This is a genomic window from Enterococcus sp. AZ101 (assembly GCF_050499005.1).
GTDB lineage: Bacteria > Bacillota > Bacilli > Lactobacillales > Enterococcaceae > Enterococcus_L > Enterococcus_L ureilyticus.
This window is the reverse complement of the sequence record NZ_JBMHEZ010000001.1, coordinates 432412-453003: the sequence shown is the minus strand read 5'-3', so window position 1 is coordinate 453003 and position 20592 is coordinate 432412. Positions and strand designations below refer to the sequence as shown.

General features: G+C 36.8%; 16 protein-coding genes. 2 read left to right on the top strand and 14 right to left on the bottom strand.

Annotation, left to right across the window (positions count from 1 at the left end):
• Positions 1-391 precede the first annotated feature (391 nt).
• From IGJ50_RS02075 to IGJ50_RS02015, 13 genes are all read right to left on the bottom strand, one after another.
• Positions 392-1816 (bottom strand): glycoside hydrolase family 1 protein, encoded by a 1425-nt coding sequence (locus IGJ50_RS02075; RefSeq protein ID WP_069641555.1) that lies wholly within the window; start codon positions 1814-1816, stop codon positions 392-394.
• A 20-nt stretch (positions 1817-1836) separates the two neighbouring features.
• A complete protein-coding gene (locus IGJ50_RS02070; RefSeq protein WP_429948655.1) occupies positions 1837-3699 on the bottom strand; it encodes a beta-glucoside-specific PTS transporter subunit IIABC in 1863 nt (620 codons plus the stop codon).
• Positions 3700-3794: 95 nt separating this feature from the next.
• Entirely contained in the window at positions 3795-4628 is an 834-nt protein-coding gene (gene licT, locus IGJ50_RS02065; protein ID WP_069641553.1) for a BglG family transcription antiterminator LicT, read from the bottom strand.
• Entirely contained in the window at positions 4625-4756 is a 132-nt protein-coding gene (locus IGJ50_RS02060; RefSeq protein WP_275579436.1) for a hypothetical protein, read from the bottom strand. The genes licT (IGJ50_RS02065) and IGJ50_RS02060 overlap by 4 nt, the downstream gene beginning before the upstream one ends.
• A gap of 98 nt (positions 4757-4854) precedes the next feature.
• Positions 4855-6810 (bottom strand): heavy metal translocating P-type ATPase, encoded by a 1956-nt coding sequence (locus tag IGJ50_RS02055; RefSeq protein ID WP_429948652.1) that lies wholly within the window; start codon positions 6808-6810, stop codon positions 4855-4857.
• A gap of 344 nt (positions 6811-7154) precedes the next feature.
• Complete coding sequence (locus IGJ50_RS02050; protein ID WP_429948650.1) at positions 7155-8795, bottom strand: peptide ABC transporter substrate-binding protein; 1641 nt, start codon at positions 8793-8795, stop codon at positions 7155-7157.
• 36 nt (positions 8796-8831) lie between these two features.
• Positions 8832-9206 carry an OsmC family protein gene (locus IGJ50_RS02045; RefSeq protein ID WP_069641550.1) on the bottom strand — a complete coding sequence of 125 codons (375 nt, stop codon included), beginning with the start codon at positions 9204-9206 and terminating at the stop codon, positions 8832-8834.
• A gap of 180 nt (positions 9207-9386) precedes the next feature.
• Positions 9387-10712 carry a metallophosphoesterase gene (locus IGJ50_RS02040; protein WP_429948648.1) on the bottom strand — a complete coding sequence of 442 codons (1326 nt, stop codon included), beginning with the start codon at positions 10710-10712 and terminating at the stop codon, positions 9387-9389.
• Positions 10713-10825: 113 nt separating this feature from the next.
• Positions 10826-12250, bottom strand: coding sequence for a 6-phospho-beta-glucosidase (locus tag IGJ50_RS02035; RefSeq protein ID WP_429948646.1), 1425 nt, complete (start codon positions 12248-12250; stop codon positions 10826-10828).
• Positions 12247-14124 (bottom strand): beta-glucoside-specific PTS transporter subunit IIABC, encoded by a 1878-nt coding sequence (locus IGJ50_RS02030; protein ID WP_069641547.1) that lies wholly within the window; start codon positions 14122-14124, stop codon positions 12247-12249. The genes IGJ50_RS02035 and IGJ50_RS02030 overlap by 4 nt, the downstream gene beginning before the upstream one ends.
• Positions 14125-14235: 111 nt before the next feature.
• Positions 14236-15072, bottom strand: coding sequence for a BglG family transcription antiterminator LicT (gene licT / locus IGJ50_RS02025; RefSeq protein ID WP_069641546.1), 837 nt, complete (start codon positions 15070-15072; stop codon positions 14236-14238).
• A gap of 217 nt (positions 15073-15289) precedes the next feature.
• Positions 15290-15622: a thioredoxin family protein gene (locus IGJ50_RS02020; RefSeq protein ID WP_429948644.1), complete on the bottom strand. Its 333-nt coding sequence runs from the start codon at positions 15620-15622 to the stop codon at positions 15290-15292.
• Between the two features lie 60 nt (positions 15623-15682).
• Entirely contained in the window at positions 15683-16462 is a 780-nt protein-coding gene (locus IGJ50_RS02015) for a MerR family transcriptional regulator (protein ID WP_069641544.1), read from the bottom strand.
• Between the two features lie 98 nt (positions 16463-16560).
• Between IGJ50_RS02015 and IGJ50_RS02010 the strand changes: the two genes are divergently transcribed.
• Together IGJ50_RS02010 and IGJ50_RS02005 are read left to right on the top strand one after the other, a co-directional pair.
• Complete coding sequence (locus IGJ50_RS02010) at positions 16561-18303, top strand: ABC transporter ATP-binding protein (RefSeq protein WP_429948642.1); 1743 nt, start codon at positions 16561-16563, stop codon at positions 18301-18303.
• The gene (locus IGJ50_RS02005) at positions 18303-20078 is read left to right on the top strand and encodes an ABC transporter ATP-binding protein (protein WP_429950009.1); all 1776 of its coding nucleotides are present in this window, start codon (positions 18303-18305) and stop codon (positions 20076-20078) included. Before IGJ50_RS02010 ends, IGJ50_RS02005 begins: the two co-directional genes overlap by 1 nt.
• A 195-nt stretch (positions 20079-20273) precedes the next feature.
• Here IGJ50_RS02005 and IGJ50_RS02000 read toward each other — a convergent pair whose 3' ends face one another.
• The gene (locus IGJ50_RS02000; RefSeq protein ID WP_429948640.1) at positions 20274-20564 is read right to left on the bottom strand and encodes a hypothetical protein; all 291 of its coding nucleotides are present in this window, start codon (positions 20562-20564) and stop codon (positions 20274-20276) included.
• Between the last annotated feature and the right edge of the window lie 28 nt (positions 20565-20592).

Here is a 20592-nt window from a genome sequence, read left to right as displayed (position 1 = left end):
GTTTTTTTATTATTAATATTAATGAAAAAATTCATTTTTTTGTAATTTTGATATCAAAGTGAATTTACTATCTACCACTTACAAAAAAGATACCTTCTGTTTTACACAACTCAAGATACCGAGCTTTATTCATATTGTTTATGTCTTTATTTTATTTTAACGCTCATATTTAATACTAAAAAAAGAAGTAGGCTCTAATAAAATAAGAACCTACTTCATTTCAACATAAATAATTATCATTTTTCCCAAATTAAATGAATTAATTTATTTGTTATTAATTTAATTATAATTAATTAGTAGTATTAAAAGATTTTTCTCAGCCTTCATGATTATTTCACACAAATTACTCATTTTTTTCATGACTTATGAAGCTATTTTCTAGATTGATCCACTATAAGCAACTATTGTCATTTAAGAGACAGCGACCATTCGTTGTAATCACCTCTTGATACCATTTAAAGCTTTTCTTTTTATACCGTTCTAAAGTCCCTGTTCCGTCATCATTGCGATCAACGTAAATAAATCCGTATCGTTTTTTTAATTCAGCCGTGGTAAAGCTGACTAAATCAATACAGCCCCATGAAGTATAACCCATAATTTCTACACCGTCTTCAATAGCCTCAGCTACTTGAACTAGATGATTCTTCAAATAGTCAATACGGTAATCATCGATCACAGTCTTTGTACCGTCTTCGAGTTCAATCAATTCATCGACTGCACCAAAACCATTTTCAACAATAAAGACAGGTTTTTGATAACGATCATACAAAATGTTTAAATAATATCTCAACCCTTCTGGATCGATCTGCCAGCCCCAATCGCTTGCTTTTAAATAAGGATTTGGCACGCCACCTAAAATATTACCTTCTCCAGTCTCTAAAGTAGGATCTGAAGATTCACAGGTACTCATGTAATAACTGAACGAAATGAAATCCACCGTTTCAAGCAAGTCTAATTTATCTTGTTCTGTTATCTTGAGCTGAATATCATTATCCTTGAAAAAACGTTTGGTATAGGCTGGATACGTTCCCCTTACCTGTATATCAGAAAAGAAAAAGTTTTCTCTTTCTGTCTGCAATGCAGCCAAAACATCCGCTGGTGCTGGTGTCAGTGGGTAAACAGGCATCCCTAAAATCATACAACCGATCCTAGCTTCCGGAAGGATTTCATGACAAGCTTTAACAGCTTTAGCGCTGGCAACTAGTTCATGATGAATGGCTTGATATAAATCTTGTTGGGATAGTTTTTCTTTTGGTGTATAAATGCCTCCACTTAGAAATGGTGCGTGTGTAATTGAATTGATCTCATTAAATGTCAGCCAATACTTCACTTTCCCTTTATAACGAGTGAAAACAGTTTTAGCGTAGTGTTCAAAGAAGCCAATCATTTTACGATCACGCCAACCATCATATGTTTTTGATAAATGGAGTGGCGTTTCATAATGTGATAACGTAACAAGCGGCTCCATTCCATATTTATGGCATTCATCAAACACTTTATCATAAAATTCTAACCCTTTTTCATTGGGTTGCGTCTCATCTCCTTGAGGAAAAATTCGGGACCAAGCGATGGATAATCGAAATACTTTAAACCCCATTTCTGCAAATAACTTGATGTCTTCTTTATAACGATGATAAAAATCAATCCCGACCAGTTTCATATTATCTGAAGTTGGTTCTGCTGTAGGTTCACCTTTCCAGCCATGGGGTGCAACATCTTCCACACTTAAGCCCTTACCATCTTCATTATAAGCTCCTTCACACTGATTGGCAGCAATTGCGCCACCCCATAAAAAATCTTTTGGAAATGTTAACATGTTCGCTCCTCCTTTTTTTTTTAAACAATATATAAAATAGTCTCTTGACTTTCTGTTTCAGTTCCTTCTTTTGCAACAACATCAATAAATGATTCTGAATTCGTTACTACAATCGGGGTTGTGGTATCATATCCTGCAGTTTTTATCTGCGCAAAATCGACCGATAGTAATTTTTGTCCTTTTTTGATTTTGTCTCCCGTTTCAACAAACGCTGTAAAATATTGTCCCGCTAATTCTACAGTATCGATCCCTACATGGATCAATAGTTCGATTCCTGAGTCACTTGTTAAACCAATAGCATGTTTTGTAGGAAAAAGGGCCGTTACTTCTCCGTCAAAAGGTGCTTTTATCGTGTCTTCTTCGGGAATAATCGCAAGACCTTCTCCCATCATTTTCCCTGAAAAAGCATCGTCTTTTACTTGTTCTAATGGTATTACTTGCCCTTTCATCGGGGCATAGATTTTTTTAGGATCATTACTGCCAGTTTCAACTGCCTCTGAAATTTCAATATGCTGTTCTGTTTCATTTTTGTCCACTTCATCAATACCGAAAACCCAAGTTAAAATAAATGTCAACACAATAGATATCACTGCTACAACAATCGCATTGATAATATTTCCATTTCCTTGCCCACCAATAAATTGAGGTAATGAAACAAGCGACGGTACAGCAAACGCATATGATTCTAACCCTGTGATTCCCATGTATACACCACAGACTGCTCCTGAAATCATCGCGGCATACAATGGTTTTTTATATTTCAATGTAATACCATATAGGGCGGGTTCTGTCACCCCTGCTAATAATGCTGAAATTCCGGAAGCGGCAGCTACTTGTTTTAAATTTTTATCTTTTGTTTTAGCTGAAACTGCTAATGCTGCTGCTCCTTGAGCTAAGTTTGCGGCCAACATTGCAGGTAGGATCAAAATATCAGGTGTGGCTGGTGAAGCAATTAGGAAAATCGGTGCAAATGCCCAGTGCATCCCTGTCATGACAATCAGCGGCATAAACGCTGCCATCAACCCTAACGCTAACCAACCAGCTTTCCCTTGAATCCAAATAATAGCAGAAGATAATAATTGTCCTGCAAAGGTTCCTAAAGGTCCCACCACGATTAAAGCTACTAGTCCTGAAATCAATAAAATAAGCAACGGTTTAGTGAAGCTTTTGATGACATTTGGAATAATTTTGTCAAAGAAACCTTCAATATATTTCATTAACCAAACCATGATCAAAATAGGGATCACTGAGGAACCATATGATGCTAAAGTAACAGGTAATCCTAGAAAATGGACTGGATCACCAGCATTGACCATTTCTACAAAATTTGGATGCAACATGATTCCACCAACGGTGACGGCCAGCATTGGTGTAACGTTAAATTTCTGTGCAGCAGTAAAGGCCAGCATCATCGGCATAAAGTAAAATGGCGCATCCCCAAAAAATGATAGGATCGCAAACGTCTGACTGCTGTTGTCTAAAATGCCCATCAACGGTAGTAAAATCAACAATACCTTGATCATACCACCACCTAACATTGCAGGAATCAAAGGTGACATACAGCCTGAAATCACATCCACGAAAGCTTCAAACAGATTCTTCTTTGTTCCTGTATCGTCAGTTGAAGATTGGTTGCTAAAATGACCTAATTTAGCTAATTCTTTATAATAAGAGGCCACATCATTCCCTATAATAACCTGATATTGCCCCCCTTTTCTCATAACGCCCATTACGCCTGGAACCTCTTTGACACGAGTATCTTCTACTAAACTTTCGTTGCGTAAAACAAAGCGTAAACGTGTCATACAATGAGTGACGGATTGAATATTAGCCTCTCCTCCAACTAAATCCAGTATTTGTTTTGCTGATTCTTTATAGTTCATTTTGCTCTTCCTTTCTACATGAAAAAAACCTAAAATAGCCGCTGTTATGCGTACTATTTTAGGTCATGCTCCTAATGGATAACAATCCTATTTGTCTATAAATTTTTCGTTATTCTTCTGATGTGCGCCGTTAAATAAACTAATTCAGTGGAACTTAAATCGTACTCAAAGGTCGTCTGGACATAGTCGCTGATTTTTATTGAACAACGATATTCCAATTCATACTTTTTCCTCAACGTATCAAGTAATTCAGAATCTTCATCTTCATAGTGTTCCCCAACTAACAGGCGTTGAGCAAAAAATTTTACGTGAGTGATAAAACGATAATAATCGAGCGAAGATTCATCAAATTCTGTGTTATATTCTTTTTTCACGATATCTTCGATATTTTTAGTGATTTCAGCGATTTCGTAAGCCAAGTCAAAACTTTTAGATTGCTCTGCATTCACGAAATGAATTGCAATGAAGGCCGCTTCATCAATCACAAATTCCACGCCCAATTCATTACGAACGATCTCAATTGCCTTTTCCCCAACTACATATTCATCGGGATAAAAGCGTTCAATATCCCAGCGTAAAGGATTCTTTAAGATAATCCCTTCTTGATAGCGTTCGACGGCTGAATGAATATGATCGGTTAGATTGACATAAATCGTTTCACTGAGGTTTTTCCCTAGCTTAATTTTACCAAAGTTGATTATTTTCTCCGCTACCAAAATGTGGTCCATTGGCACGTCAATCAATAATTCTGTGAATTTATTTTGTGTGTCTTTATCTCGTAACAGGAAGGTCTTTTCAACTAATTCCAAATCGACGGTTTGGCCTTTTTTCTGACCAAAAGCGATTCCTTTTCCCATTAAAAGAACTTCCACACCCTTACTATTAGTAGAAATGATGGTATTGTTATTTAGTACTCTTTTTATGATCATAATAAGTCCCCAATTACAAAAAAATCCCATTTACCCGTCGCTAAAAAACGGTGCAAATAGGTCATGCTCACTTGTGTGATAACATCCAATAAAATAATGTTCAAAAACCGCATGGCATGCTTACCCAAAGTAATAACATCCATTGCTTAATACTTAGAATAGCAAATATTGTAAGGGCTGTCAACACATGAAAAAAAGAAGGCCCAGTAGGCACTTCTTTTTTTGTTTATTCTTTCGATGGCAGCAACAGACGTAATCCGTTTAAAATAACTAGTAATGTACTTCCTTCGTGTGCAATAACACCAATTGTAATATCCATTTTCCCAAGAATATTCAAGGTGATCAATAACACTACAATAAACATTGAAAAGAAGATATTTTGCCATACAACACGATCTAGACGTTTGGATACTTTATACGCATAGCTGAATTTAGTTAGATCATTTTGCATCAATACCGCATCCGCCACGTCAATAGCGATATCGGTGCCCTCTCCCATTGCCACACCAATATCTGCTGTTACTAGTGCTGGTGCATCATTGACTCCATCACCTAACATGGCAACACTAACGAAACGAGCTTGTTGATTCTTGATGATTGCAGCCTTATTTTCTGGCAGAACATTGCCGACTACTTCATCGATTCCAATTTGATATCCTACTGCTTGTCCTGTTAACTCTGCATCTCCTGTAATCATAGTCGTATGAATTCCTTGTGATTTTAAATAGCTGATTACTGATTTCGCGTTTTCATTTGGGACATCCATCATTGCAATCAAGCCTACAACTTCGTTATTTTCAGCAAAGTAAACAACTGTTTTCCCCTCTTTGGCGTATTGTTCATTATGAGCATTGATTTGCGTGCTGACTAAACTAAATATTTCTGGTTTACCGATTTGATACGTATTTCCTTGATATTCTGTTACCAAGCCTTTACCAATCTCATTTTCCACAGTTACATCCAGAACTGTTTTTGCATGAAATTTGGTTAAAATTGCATTGGCTAATGGGTGATTCGCTGTTTTTTCCATGGCGACAATGAGATCGATGTATGCTTGTTCTTTTTCAGGAGCTGAATCCGTCAAGAAATAAAAATCCGTGACAGATGGTTTGCCTTTAGTTAAGGTTCCTGTTTTATCGAAAGCAACTGACTTGATTGTCGCCAGATTTGCTAAATAGGAACCGCCTTTAAATAACACCCCGCGTTTAGCTAAATTAGAAATCCCTGATAATGTTGCAGGTACTGCACTCGCTGCTAATGCACATGGTGATGCGGAAATTAAAAACACCATTCCACGATAAAAGCTTTCATTCCAAGACCAGTTAAAGAGTATTGGCCCTACTGCGATAAAGATTGGCACTAAGATCAAAACGATCGTGACATAATATGGTTCTAATTTTTGAATCTTAGTGGCTGTTTTTGACAGGTTTGCTTGTGACTGATTGACCAATTGAAGAATTTTAGCAAATACAGTATCACTGCTATCTTTTGTGACTTCCATCGTAAAGGTTCCACTGCCATTGATGGTACTACCGAAGACTTCATCTCCTACTGTTTTTTCTCTAGGAATACTTTCTCCATTGATAGATGATTCATCGATAGAGGTTCTTCCTGAAAGAATAATGCCATCTGTTGCGATTTGGTCACCATTTAATACTTGTAGCTTGTCTCCGATCTTTAATACTGAAACGTCTACTGTTTTCACACTGCCATCAGCTTGGATCAAACGTGCTTCTGTTGGATTCATTTTAAGCAGATTAGTGATTTCTCTTTTGCTGCGTCCTTCAGCATATTCTTCAAGGAAATGTGCTGCTGCAAAGATGATGATCAACAAGGCTCCTTCTTCATAATTTCCAATGATCGTGGCACCAAACGCCGCTAAGGTCATCAAAATATGAACATTCGGTACAAATTTCCTTTGCTGTTTCGATTCGTTGATCGTATCTACGATTCCTTCTAAAATAATGTGATAGCCGGATAATAGCATAGCACTGACAAACAGAATTTGTTGGAAAAGCGAACCTTCATTGATGAAAAATGCAACGATAAAAAACGCTAATCCTGTAAAAAATAAAACAACTGGTGATTTTCCTCCATGACTATGGCTGTGATTGTGGCTGTGACCATGATCATGTCCTTCTTCTTTAGAACAATCGTGCTCATGAGTTTTTGCGGTTTCCATTTTATTCATCCTCCTTTTTTAGGTTATTTTCTGAAAAGATACACGTACTTTTTTCAGATGAATAACTGTTCATATATCATACACCCATAATACATGAACGAACATTCATGTGTCAAGTGATAAAATGAATTTTCTACAAAAAAAAGAAGAGTCTGAGACATAACTTTACGAGTTATCTCTCAGACTCAAGGAATCCGTATAAACGGTGGGAGCAGAAGCAATCACTACGCTTCGCTTCGATCACATCAAATTCTAAGTGCTAAAGCACTAAGATTTGAAGAGCAATTTTCGTGAATCCCTTCTTATTTCTCGGGATTAAACACTCCTGTCCCACCTCTTCTTAATTATTTTGATTCTTTCACTTGAATAGATTTAAAACTATAAGGTGAACCAAAACTGTGTTTCACTACACCAGTGATTGTCGGCTTTTGCAGTAATGCAGTTTGTTGTTGGTAAATCGGGGCAATCGTATAATCTTCTGCTAACAAGACTTCTTCTGCCTGTAATAGATCTGACCATCTTTTTTCTTCATTAGCCGCATCAGTCTCAGAAGCAGCTTGGATCAATTGATCGTATTTCGGATTTTTATAATTTACATGATTCAATCCAGAATCTGAGGCAAACATATCTAAAAATGTGATGGCATCTTTAAAATCAGGCATCCATTGACCAAAAGCAATATCATAATCTCCTGACAAGTACCGTTCCTGCACGTTATTACTAGGTAATGTTGTAATCTCAAATTTAATTTCTGGCAGTACTTCAGCAATTTGACTGGCTAAGTATTCGGCTGTTTTTTTCTCCGTATCGGTATCTTTGGTCAAATAAACCAAGGTAATCTCTGCTTTGTTTAATTCTTTTTTCGCTTGTTCGTATGCTTTTTGAGCTGTTGTTTGATCAAATTTTTGCTGAACCCCATTTTCTTTACGGAAATCTTCACCAGTCGTAGGATTTTGCACAAAGTTTTGCGGCACAAATCCCTCAGCGGCAATAGACCCATCACCTAAGACATTTTTTACAAACGTTTCTCGATCGATAGCTAAAGAAAGTGCTTTTCGCAATTGTTTATTTTCAAGTAATTTCCCTTGTCCTTGATTAAAACGCAAGTACCCCATTTTAGTATCATTTTGATTTTGGAAATCGGGATCATTTTTATATTGTTTAGAAAATTCTCCGTCTAAAACTACGCGATCTAGTTCGTCTGTTTGATATAAATTAACGGCTGTACTGGTTGATTTAACAACAGTTGTTTGAATTTCATCCACTAACACATGTTGTTTATCCCAATATTCAGGGTTTTTCACGTATTGCCAAGTATCTGAATTTTGCTCCCAGCCAGCTAACGTAAAAGGTCCGTTGTAGATTGTTGTTGTGCTTGAGGTACCGTAATCTTTGCCTTGTTTTTCCGCAAATGCTTGATTGATTGGGAAAAATGTTTCAAAGGTTAATAAGGAAGTGAAATACGGGATTGGTTTGATCAAATGAATCACCAAAGTTTGATCATCCAGTGCTTCTACTCCAAGTTGTTCTGGTTTCATTTTTCCTTGATAAACCGCATCGGCATTTTTGATTGATGACACAAATAGACTAGCATAAGAAGGTGCTGTTTCTGGTGTCACGGCACGCCGCCAAGCATAGAGAAAGTCATTTGCTGTAACAAGATCCCCATTTGACCATTTTGCGTCTTCTCTCAAAGTAATCGTGTAGGTTAGCTGATCTGCACTAATTTCAGGTAATTCTTTTGCGACAGCTGGGATTGCTTCGTCTTTTTCATTTAATTGATAAAGTCCTTCAAGCACTTGATTTTGGGCATTAAAACTAGTGAAATCTTCTTCTTGTGTCGTATCTAATGTCAATAATTCAGCTGGTTCTGTAAAGTGAACGATGGCTTTTTTTGACTCAGTGGACTCTGTTTTGTTCGCTGCGTTACAACCTGTTAAAACGAGTAATAATCCTATAAAACTGACGGTCATGATCTTTTTCATCGTATTCCTCTTTTCTGTAAAGAGTGTGTCACCACACTAAATAAAAACAACCTCTTCAACAACTGTGATGGCAGGGTCTAGCGACTGCATGACTGGACAATTTTTGCCGATCAGTTTCAATGCTCGCTCGGCTTTTCCATGCTCTTCTTCAGAAATTTGAACAGAGAAGGTGATGACCACTTTGCTCAAGGGTTTTGCTTGTATTTCTGTTCTTTCATAAGAGATTGCTACATTGGCAATTGTAAAATCAATATGGGAATTTGTTAATATTTTTTCGTACACATAAGCACCACATGCGCCAATGGATGCCACTAACATTTCGACTGGGGAAAAACCAATATCCTTTTTTAAAATCCAATTACCGCTTTGATGAACCAACTCAAAACCTTTTTCACCTGAAATCAATTCCATCTTTTTTTCTCCTTTACTTGTTTATCCACTCTTTTTAGAGCGTTTTCTTTATCTTCTTATAATAGTACACAATCTCGCAAACTTATAATAGTTATTTGGCAGGTATGATAGCGAAAAGCTATCGACAAAAAGCCTCCCCCTTTTCGTATTTAATGAGAGAAGCTTAAAAAATAAATTTGATCAATCTGTCAATTTCTTTTTAAATTGATTATCCGACTGATTCTTATCTTGAATGATCGAGTCGATATACTCTTTTAGAAATCGACTATTCTCGGCAATGATTTGATAGCCTGGTTCTACTTTGAGGTCTGCTTCTTGTTTGTCGCTACTAAAATCATTGCCTGAGAAGAAGCGATAATTTACTTGCCCGACAAATTCGGCTGCCACATCCAGTTTTTTACTATCAGATAATCCAGCATCAATGAGTTGTTCATAGCCTAGTCTTTCGCCATCTTCAATAAATAATGCTTTACTATATGCTGAATAATCTTCGATTTGGGAAACAGCTACAGTAGAGGCATTTTCTTTTTTTTGGTAGTCAAGTGATTGCCCATTTAGCTTCACAACACCATATCCTTGTGGCGCTATCGAGAAGGAACTAGACACGATTTCCGTTAGTTCATGCTGACTGATGGTTTCTGTCATGATATCTTGAGCGTGAATATGTCCTGAAAAAACGATTGGTACTTGATAATCAGCTAAAACTTGCTTAAATTCTTCAGCATTATTCAGCACAAATCCCGTTGATAACAATTGATTATGGGGATAAAGATTATGATGCATGAATACTAGTGTTTGCTTCTTTTCTTGTTTCGCTGTTTCCAATTGTTCTTTGACCCATTTCATTGTCCTGCCTCGAATCGTCCCACCTGTAGTTGGGCTAGCTTGTGACTGGCCATTATCTGGATAGATATTTGAATCAAGAAAAAGAAAATTGTATTGTTGGTTGACTGCTACTGCATAGCTTAATGAGCTTTTATCATAGTTCGTTGCTGTTTGATAGCCAAAATTGGCAAATATTTCTTTAAAATCAGTGGTCGAGATGGCTTCTGTTTTTTCTTGTTTCTCTCCAACAAATTTTCTTGCCCAACCATCATTAACATCATGATTGCCTGGAATCACAAATACTTTGATGCCATGATCCGTCAGCTGTGTAAGGAATTCCGCCAGCTTTTCTGCGCTGACTTTTTCGCCATTTAAGGTTAAGTCACCTGTGATGATCAACATATCTGGTTTTTGCTCAATTGCTTTATTGATTAATGCCTGCCAGCTTTCTTTTTGATGCTCCAGCTCTTTGCCGGCTGCGGTCTGTTTAATTTTTTTAAATGCTAAGCCTGAATCTGTCAAACTTTTATCGATATAATGAGGATCACTGATGACCCAAAATTCGATGCCTTCTTTTTTAAATACAGTTTCTTCACTGTGTTTTTGCTTATTACCAAAATGGATACTCAGTAATAAAACAATCGTTACAAAAACTAGTAGTGCTCCGATTCTTTTTTTCATTTTTTATTTCCCCATTCTTTATTGTTCCTTTCTATTTTATGCTTTTTCGTACAAAAAAGCTCTCACTGTTTTTATTTTACTAAAATACAATGAGAGCTGGTTGCTATTTTGGCTTAGATTTCTGAGCCATTCGTTTGGATCAAATGCTTGTACCACGCAAATGAATCTTTCTTGATTCGTCTCAGCGACCCATTTCCTTGATTATCGCGATCGACATAGATAAACCCATAGCGCTTACGCATTTCTCCCGTTGTAAATGAGATTGGATCAATACATCCCCAAACGGTATAACCTAGTACATCTACGCCATCTAGCTCGATTGCTTTTTTCATTTCTTTGATATGTTGACTGAGAAAATCGATTCTTTCGACATCATGAACATGCCCTTCGCTTAATGTATCGGCGTAGCCAAAGCCATTTTCGACAATGAAAATGGGGCGCTCATAGCGATTACTTAGTAGATTTAAATAGTGTCGTAGCCCCGTAGGATCTATTGACCAGCCCCATTCTGTCATGCCAACATACGGATTTTCAACTAGTGAACTATCACCAAGCAAATCATCCTCTAAACGAATGGCTTCTGGTCTAGTCGAAATTGTGTTGCTTAAATAATAGCTGATTCCGATATAATCTACGGTTCCAGCTTTTAATATCTGAAGATCTTCATCCGTAATATCTAATTTGTACCCATTTATTTCCCATTCTTTCACCGCCCATCGAGGATAATTTCCTCTCACTTGAACATCAGTGAAAAATAATTGTTTTTCGTCCTCTTGTTGGGCTGCGATGATATCCTTCGGGTCACTTGTTAATGGATAGTTTGGTGTTGCCGCTAGCATACAGCCGATATGAAAGGCTGGATTGATTTTTTTCCCTTGTGCAACTGTTATCGCTCCTGCTACAAACTGATAATGGGCCGCTTGATACATTGTTTCTAATTTATCTTCATCTTCTCGATAAAGGATTCCAGAGTTTGTAAATGAATAAATCGGATTTTCTAAGATTCGTTGGTTATTGATTTCATTGAACGTCATCCAGTACTTTACTTTATCCTTATAACGTTTCATAACGGTTATAGCAAAATTAGTGAAAAAACCGATCAATTCTCGACTACGCCAACCGCCATATTGCTTCACAAGATGATATGGCATCTCAAAGTGAGACAAGGTGATCACAGGTTCAATTCCCTGTTTCAATAGTTCATCAAATACATCGTCATAAAACGCTAATCCTGCTTCATTTGGTTCTTTTTCATCGCCATTTGGAAAAATTCTTGTCCAGGCAATACTTGTTCTTAAACATTTAAAGCCCATATCTGCAAACAATTGAATGTCTTCTTTGTAGTTCCCATAAAAATCAATGGCTTCATGATTGGGATAAAATTTCCCTGCTACAATTCCATCTGTAATTTCTCTTGCGTGATCTTTCGAGCCTGCTGTCATCACGTCTGCAATACTAACTCCTTTACCCCCTTTGTTCCAACCGCCTTCTACTTGGTGTGCTGCGACTGCACCGCCCCATAAAAAATCCTCTCTCATTTCGATTCCTCCTTATTTTTCCCTACATTAAATAACTTAGTTTCTGGCGTTACGAGGGCTTGATCATTGATGATCGTCATCGTTTCCATACTTTGAGCATCTGTTAAAATAACTGGGGAGGTCATGGCATAGCCTTCTTGTTCGATTTTTTCACGATCAAATATAAGTAAAGTTTGTCCACGTGTGATTGTATCCCCCATTGCAACTTTTGTTTCAAAATGCTCCCCATTCAAATTTACTGTATTAATACCGATATGAATCAACAATTCGCTACCGCCAGTTGATTTTAAACCAATCGCATGTTTTGATGGGAAAATAGCAACAACTGTTCCGTCAAATGGTGCAATGACTTTATCACTTGTCGGAATGATCGCGACCCCTTTGCCTGCGATTTCACTAGAAAATACATCATCATCAACTTCTGTTAAAGGGATCACAGTTCCTTCCATTGGTGCATAAATTGTTGTTTCTGTGTCGATTTTTGTTGTGGCTGGCTCTTCTTGAAAGTCATCTTCTCCTTGATCTGTTTCAGGTAAGAAGTCGACCATTTCATCTTCTTTGACACCAAAGAAATAGGTCAATACTGCGCCTGCAATCAATGCTGCACCTACTCCGATGAAGTAACCCACTTTTGGGGTATAAACAGGGATAGAGAAAATATTATGGAACACATAAGCATTCATGGTAACACCTGTCACACCACAAATTGCGCCGCCGATAGCGCCAGAAATCGCTACAATCGGTAATAAGCGTTTGTATCTTAAAATCAACCCGTAAACGATTGGCTCAGTTACTCCTGCAAATAAACCAGTTAAGGCTAGCGGTCCAGCTAAAGCTTTCATTTTAGAATGTTTTTTAGATTTTAAATAAAAACCAATTGCGATTCCGATTTGGGCAAAAACAGCTGCAACAGCCATTCCTTCTATTGGATCGCCGCCCATCACCGTTAAGTTTTCAAGCGTGATTGGAGAAAAGCCCCAATGAAGCCCAAACATGACCATAAACGGCATACCACCACCTAAGACGATTCCTGAAAGCAGTGCACTTTTGCCAATCAACCACATCACGCCTTGAGAAAGCGCATCTCCGATAACCGTTCCAAATGGACCGAATAATAAAGCTGTCAATGGTACCATGATCATCAAACTGAACATTGGTACAGCGAACAATTGAAGGTCTTTAAAAATAATTTTGCGTAAGAATTTATCCACGAATGAATAAATAAAGATTGCGACAAAAATCGGGAAAATGGTTGTTGCATAATCAACAACATTTAAATTGATGCCTAGAAAATCAAGCTTTTCCTGACCGATCATGCCAGTAAACGACGGTTCCAGTAATGCTGCGCCGATTACACCACCCACATACATATTGCCACCAATTTTTTTAGTCAATGTAATTCCTAGAAAAACAGGTAGGAAGTAAAAGATTGCGTTACTTGCCGCACTCAGAACCATATAAGTCGAACTGGTATCAGCCAATAATTTCATTTCAACTAAAATCGTTAAAATCGCTTTGATCATTCCAGATCCTGCCATTGCTGGAATCAGTGGTGAAAAGGCACCGGAAATCACTTCGAATACATAATTGAAACTTAATTTTTTCTCAGTTTTAGGTGCATCTTCGTTTAAATCAGCGAGTGATTGAATCGCTGCATAATAATCTGGTACTTTACTGCCGATCACCACTTGGTATTGTCCACCACTATTGACAACTGACATCACATAGGGTAATTTCTCCAAAGCTTCTTTGTCCGCTTTTTTCGTATTTTTCAAGCTAAATCTTAAACGCGTCGCGCAGTGAACTAAGCTATTGATATTCGATTTACCACCGACAAGTTCGATGATTTTTTTACTTTCTTCTTCATAACGCATGATAGTATTTCCTCTCCTTGAATCATTTTTTTATAAAAAAAGTGACCCAAGAAGAAACACTTATGCATGAAGTGTTTTTCTTAGGTCACGCCTGCTTAACCAGTAACGATCCTATTGATTGCTTGATAAGCGATTTAAGTGAAGTGTTAAGTACATCAATTCATCATTTGAAATCGTCCAATCATATTGTTGTTCCAAAAATGTTTTGATTTTAACTGCACACTGATGATCTTGTTCGTACTTCACAGCAATTAGATTGATCAAAGACGAATCCTCATTTGATGAAATTTCTTTATCTAGCTGTCTTTTGACAAAGTATCGAATATGGGTAATGAAACGAGTAAAATCATAAGAGGTTTCATCGTATTCTTTACCATAGTGATATTTAATGATGTCGATAATGCTTTGAATGATTTTCGTTGTCAGCATCGTTTCGTTCATATTGCTAGTAGAATTATAAGCATTGACAAAATGAAGGGTAATAAAAGCTGCTTCTTGATCTGGAATCTCAATCCCTGTTTTCTCCCGCATCATTTGAACGGCTTTTAATGCAAACGCATATTCTTTTGTGTAAATTTGTTTGATGTCCCATTCTAGAGGTGAGCGCATTTGTAAGCCTTCTGTCACTCTATTTAAGACAAAACCGATATGATCGGACAATGTCAACAAAATGGAATCATCGATTTCTTGGTCTAATTCTGCTTTACCTAATTGAATAATATCACTGGCCAGTTCAATATCTTCAATATCGATTCGTGCAAGCAGATTGTCTAAATTGCTAACGGAATTATTACCTTCAAGAACAAATCTTTTTTCAATCAGAGCTGAATCGATCACATCGCCTTCGCGCTTGTTAAAACCGACCCCTTTGCCCATAATGATTTCTTCGATGGCATCATCATTTAGAATCAAAGAAACATTATTATTAAAAACTTTCAGTATTTTCATTGAAATTATCTCCTGTTCTTGACTTGAAAAACGAAAAAAGACCTGACCACATCAAACATCACCAAAAAAGTAATGTGTGAGGTCACGCCTGCTTAACCAGTAACGATCCGTTGACCAAAGTATACAACGTCTTATTTCCATTGTCAATAGTACGCTTACATTTTGACAACGAACATTCTAACACATTACTCAAACGCTTGAATTTACTAGATTTTAACTATACTTTGTTTTCTTCAAACGAATAAATTTGCTCAAGTGCATTGGCTAATTTTTTAAACTGAACAAACTTTCCTTCACGGATATATTCTTTTCCATCAACAAAGAAAAGGAAAGTCGGCGCTGAAAAAATCAAATATTCAGCTGAAATTGCTTTGACTTTGTCCGCTTCAACTTCTCTTAGCTCTATCTTAGGATAGCTCTTCAATAATTCGATTAGCTTAGGTCTTAACGCATGACATACCGAACAATCTTCTTGCGAAACATAAATAAAAGCAAGCGAATGTTCGTTTACGAAAGCTATTACTTCTTGAATTGTTTGTAATTTATCCATAGTCTAATCATCCTTTTGTGGTCAGCTAATAATAGCACCTTCTCAGGAAGATTACGATATTTATGCCCAATGTTCCTTACTCACTTCAATCCATGTTTTATAATAATCTCTATAAAATCCATCTTGGTCTTCTGCGGTCATGATATAACGTCCAATCATTGTGCCAGTTTGATAACCTTGCTCCTTCAATTTTTCTTTCATTGATTGGAAATTATTTTCTAGAGGATCATCTGACTTGATTGTTAGTAAAAATTGTTTGTATTCGTATTTTGTTTGCTCTGTCTGTTGCCAAATCGTTACTTCCTCTACAAATTCTTTGGTGGTCACCGCAAAACCATAGGTAAGTTCCTTTTCATGATCAGAGTTGCTATAAACCACTAAACTTGAGGGATTATCGATATATGTTTGTAATTCATTGGGATCTTTTAAATCAATCGGGATGATTCGTTCTACATCCAAAGGCTCATCAATAAACTCTTTTTCTTTCAACTCAATCAAACTCAATAACTGGTCTTTTCGATGTTTGATCCCTTGTTGTTTTTTCTCAAGTTCTGCTAATTCTGCAGCGACTCGGGTTTCTGTTTCATCTAGAATCGTCCATAATTCTTCTGGTGATTTACGATATAGATTGGTCATTTTGTTGATGGGAATATCTAATCTACGGTAAAAATCGATATCACTGATTGTTAAAATATCTTCCATATCAAACATTCGATAACCATTTTGTTGATTTCTAGAAGATGTTAGTAGATTCATATCATCCCAATAACGGATCTTTGATTTTGGTAACTTCATGATTTCAGCTACTTGTCCGACAGTTAATAATTTTTCTTTTTCCATAAAATCACCTCTGATTTTAATTATAAACAAAAAATATTGACCTTCAAGTCACTTGAAGGTGTAAAATTCCTTTTGTTCGATAAAAAGGAGGAATTTAGATGAAAATCATTCAGTTTTTCATTAAAAAAAATAGAAAACTTATTTTTGTGACCGTCATCAGTTTATGTCTACAAATTATTGGAACGCTTGGCGTGCCAATGTTGGTCGCTCAATTGATCGATGTAGGGATTGCAAGTGGCGATAAACAATCAATCAAAACGATTGGGTTACAAATGTTAGCAATGGCTTTATTCGGTGCGCTTGCCGCGATTTTGGGCAGTTATCTTTCTGCAAAAGTCGCTGCTAAATTTGGCTTTGAAACGCGAACACTATTTTTCGAAAAGCTTCAAACCTTTTCTATTAAAGATGCAGATCGCTTCGGGACAGGATCATTACTGACCAGAATGACAAATGATGTTGATAATATTCAGCAGATGATCGTTTTGTTTTTGCAATTGATTTTACCTGCACCGATCATCGCTATTTTCTCTCTTTATATGACATTTACCTATTCAGCTACGTTAGCTTTGGTTCCATTGATCGCTATAGCTGCTTTTGCTTTGATCGTTTATATTCTAATGAAAAAAGGGACACCATTATCTTTGTTGATCCAGCCAAAAATGGATAAAATCATTGTGACCTTGCGAGAATTTTTTACTGGGATCAATATGATCCGAGCTTTTAATAATCAAGATTATGAAGAGGAACGGACAAATAAGACCTTTTCTGACTATGCAAATGGTATGATTCGTGTTAATCGTATTTTTGCTTTTATTACACCTGTCGCCTTCTTGTTAATGGGCATCGTTTTTTCTTCTATTCTATGGTTTGGTGGGAATTTAGTGGCTCTTGGGACCTTGCAAATCGGTACAGTTTCAGCAGTGGTGGAATATTCTTTATTAACATTATCTTACTTAATGATTGCTGCTATGGTTTTAGTCATGGTGCCTAGATCTTTCGCTTCTGTAAAAAGAATCGAAGAAATTTTGAACACACAAGACGAAATCTCTGATCCTAAACAGTCCGCTACACTCAAAGCAAGTGGATGTGAAAATGCATTGATCGACTTAACCCATGTGACATTCAGTTATGATCAAGCGGATGAACCTGTTTTAGAGGATATTCATTTTAGTATTCCTAAAGGGAAAATTACAGCGATTGTAGGTGGAACTGGCTCTGGTAAAAGTACTGTTGCTAAATTATTATTACGACTTAGCGATGTATCTGAAGGTGCGATTTTATTTGATGGTGTGGATATCAGAAATGTTACGCAAGAAGAGCTACGCTCTAAAATCAGTTACGTTCCTCAAAAAGCCTTTCTATTTAGTGGAACCATCAAAAGTAATTTGTTGATGGGGTATCCTGAAGCAACAAAAACAGATATGGACCGAGCAGCTACTATTGCACAATTGTCTTCTTATCTGACAACGTTAGAAAACGGCTATGAGTCCTTTGTCGCTCAAGGGGGTACGAACTTTTCTGGAGGTCAAAGACAACGTTTATGTATTGCACGTGCTTTGATTAAACCAGCCGATATTTATATTTTCGATGATAGCTTCTCAGCTCTAGATTACCAAACAGATGCAGCACTCAGATTAGCTTTAAAAGAAGAAATGTCAGATAAAACATTATTGATCGTGGCTCAAAGATTAAGCACGATTCAACAAGCAGACTCTATTATTGTCCTAAATGAAGGGAAAATCGTTGGCCAAGGAACCCATAGCCAATTGCTACAAAATAACCAAACCTACCAAGAGTTTGCCCGCTCTCAAGGAATGCTTACGAAAGGAGCACAAGCATGATGAAAAAAGTAAATAAGCAAACAATAAAACGTTTCTTTCTATTGATCCGACCTGAACGTCCGATTTTTCTAGGCTTGATTTTTTGTAGTTTAATCGGAAATGCTTTAGTTATTGCGATGCCGTTTATCATGGGGATCGCAATTGATGATTTACTAACATTGATCCAAACGCAAGGAATCGGACAAATCAGCTTTTCAATGATCCAAGAAGCTTTGTTGACACCTGTTTTAATTTTGATCGTCTTTTCAATTTTCAGTAGTGTAATGTCTTACACGCAAGAACGTGTGATGGCTGCTTTAAGTGAACGAATCACATTAAGAGTCAGAAAAGAAGTAACGAAGAAATTCAAATCTTTGCCGATGGCGTTCTTTGATCAACACCAAGTTGGCGATATTTTAAGCCGAACAACAACTAGTTTAAATCAATTATCACAAGTTTTCTTAACTGGAATCAATCAGTTTTTCACTTCGATTTCAACAATTATTTTTGCTGGTATCATGTTGTTTTATATTGATGTAAAATTAACCTTGATCGTTGTACTGTTGATTGCTGCGAGCTCATTTTTGACAGGTAAAATTGCGAACAAAAATAAACAATTAGCCGAAGCAAGTCAGTCAGAATTGGGGATTTTAAATAATAAAACGGAGGAATTTCTATCTGGAAGTTTGGTAACAAAAACGTTTAATCAACAAGCTCATGCTAAACAAGTTATTTTAGAAACCAACCAAAAACATTATAAGGCCTTTTTAAAGGCTCAATTTATGAACTTTGCGATTTATCCAGCGATTCGTTTGATCAATCAGTTGGCTTTTATTGTCAGTGCGATCATTGGTGCCTTCTTAGTTTTACAAGGCGGAATCACGATTGGGCTACTTCAAGCTTATCTACAATATATCAATCAAGTTTCTGAACCGATTTCTACAGCTTCTTATGTCATCAATTCGATTCAAGCAGCTCTAGCAGCCGTCGATCGGATTTTTGAAATTTTAGATGCAGAAGATGATATTCCAGAAAAAGCGAACGTACAAATCATCGATCAACCAACCGGTGCGATCGCTTTTGATCACGTTCAGTTTGGTTATACTGAAGAAAAAATGTTGATGAAACAAGTTGATTTTTCTGTTAAACCAAAACAAATGGTGGCGATTGTTGGACCCACTGGTGCTGGTAAAACAACGTTAGTGAATTTACTGATGCGTTTCTATGAATTAAATGGTGGACATATTACCTTTGATGGCGTAGATATCACTGACCTTTCTAGAACAAATCTTCGCAGTATGTTTGGGATGGTTTTACAAAATACGTGGTTATTTGAAGGAACGATTGCTGAAAATATCGCCTATGGACGTATGGATGCGACACGAGAAGAAATCATTGAAGCTGCTAAAATTGCCCAATGCGATCACTTTATTCGGACTTTACCAAATGGTTATGATTCGATTATTTCCAGTGAAAACGGCTCACTATCTCAAGGTCAACAACAATTATTGACGATTGCCAGAATCATTTTAGCAAATCCTCCTGTGGTTATTTTGGATGAAGCAACGTCTAGTGTAGATACGAGAACGGAAGCTCATATTCAAAAAGCGATGGATGAAGTGACAAATAATCGAACAAGCTTTGTGATTGCACACCGTTTATCTACGATTGAAAATGCTGATCTGATTTTAGTGATGAAAGACGGCGATATCGTGGAGAAAGGAAATCATCAAGAGTTGTTAGCTAAACCTTCGTTGTACGCTTCTTTGTATAATAGTCAGTTTCAGCAGACGTAAGAGTTAAGAAGAGGTTCGGATAAAAGTCGTTTAGGCTCGAGTAATTGGACTAAAAACCGCACAATGCGCTTTATGTGTTGTATGGTTTTTAGTCCAATTGCCGTTTTCACATCGTTTAATCGGCTTCACGATGACATGAATAAACCACAAGAGTTTTGTCTTAGTCACTTTTATCTTAAAGAACCGGTGTCCAAACTATCCTTCTGCTTTTCTAACTAAAACACAATACTCATTTTTGATATTCACTTCATATTCTCCCAAAATACGAATGACCTTTTGTTCTACTTTGCTGATTCCAAGCTTTTTATACATTTTGCGTTGCGTTCGCCAATGGATAAGCCAAAAGAGGATACCACCTGAAAACCAAACGAATTGATCGACTTCCGTTGGGCAGTGACTGACTAGAGTGGGTAACTGTGTAATAACTGCTCCTGTGAAGATATAGTCTTCTTTTCTTTTTTTCAAATTATTGTATAGTGATGCCATATCATTTAATTCGATTGTTTTTTCCTCC